An 878-nucleotide genomic window follows, 5' to 3' on the forward strand; every position below is an offset into this window, starting at 1 on the left:
GGTGACGGGAAGGCCAAGCGGGGTGCCTGCGGCAGGGGGCGCGATTGCGGAGCCCTAATGCTCGATCGGCCCCTTGGCCATCACGAGAGCCGTGCCGGCGGTGGTCGGGCGTTCGATCATGCGCCGCACGCGGGGCGGTTCGTCGCCGCTGTGCAGGGCCCGCACGCGTTCGCCGATGACGGCGTCGGCATGGGTTATGCGTCCATTGTGCCTGATATATTCGATCCAGGTCGGCGTGTGATAATGCTCGATCCATACGGTGGGATTCTCGAGATCGCGCGCCAGCGTCCAGTTGCGGGCGCCGTCACGACGGCGGATGCGGCCGCGTTCGGCCATGATGGCGAGGAACTCCGGTTCATCCTCGTGCCGGATCACATACTCGATCATGATGGCGATGGGACCGCTGCGCGGCTTCAGGTCAAGCGCCAAATGCGGTTCCTTGAAGCGATTGAGCGGATCGAGGTTGAGCACCTGCTGTTGCGGTAGCGGGAGCAAAAGACCGATGGCGCCGCCGGCCAGCATGGCGACGCTGGCTGCGATCAGCGCGGCTTCGGCGCCGTGCGCATCGGCGACGACACCCCAGATCCAGCTGCCGAGCGCGATGCCGCCGAAGGTCGCGGTCTGGTAGACCGACAGCACCCGGCCGACCACCCAGCGCGGCGTCGCCATCTGCACCGTGACGTTGAAATGCGAAAGCGCGATCACCCAGCAGGCGCCGCCGACAAGCAGGCCGAGCGACGTCTGCCAGGCATGCTGGCTGACGGCGGCATTGAAGGCGCAGACAGCGAAGCCGGCGAAAGCACAGCGCACCATCGTCTCGCTGGAGAGCAACTGCCGCAGCCTGACGCTGATCAAGGCGCCGCCGACCGCGCCGATAC

Annotated in this window: 1 protein-coding gene; it reads right to left on the minus strand. The window is 67.0% G+C overall.

Features of this window, described 5'->3' with window-relative positions:
- Window positions 1-54: 54 nt before the first annotated feature.
- On the minus strand, window positions 55-878 hold an 824-nt coding region (locus EN750_RS36675), incomplete at its 5' end, for an MFS transporter (RefSeq protein WP_189526768.1).

It is taken from the genome of Mesorhizobium sp. M7A.F.Ca.ET.027.03.2.1 (genome assembly GCF_003999175.1).
Classification (GTDB): Bacteria; Pseudomonadota; Alphaproteobacteria; order Rhizobiales; family Rhizobiaceae; genus Mesorhizobium.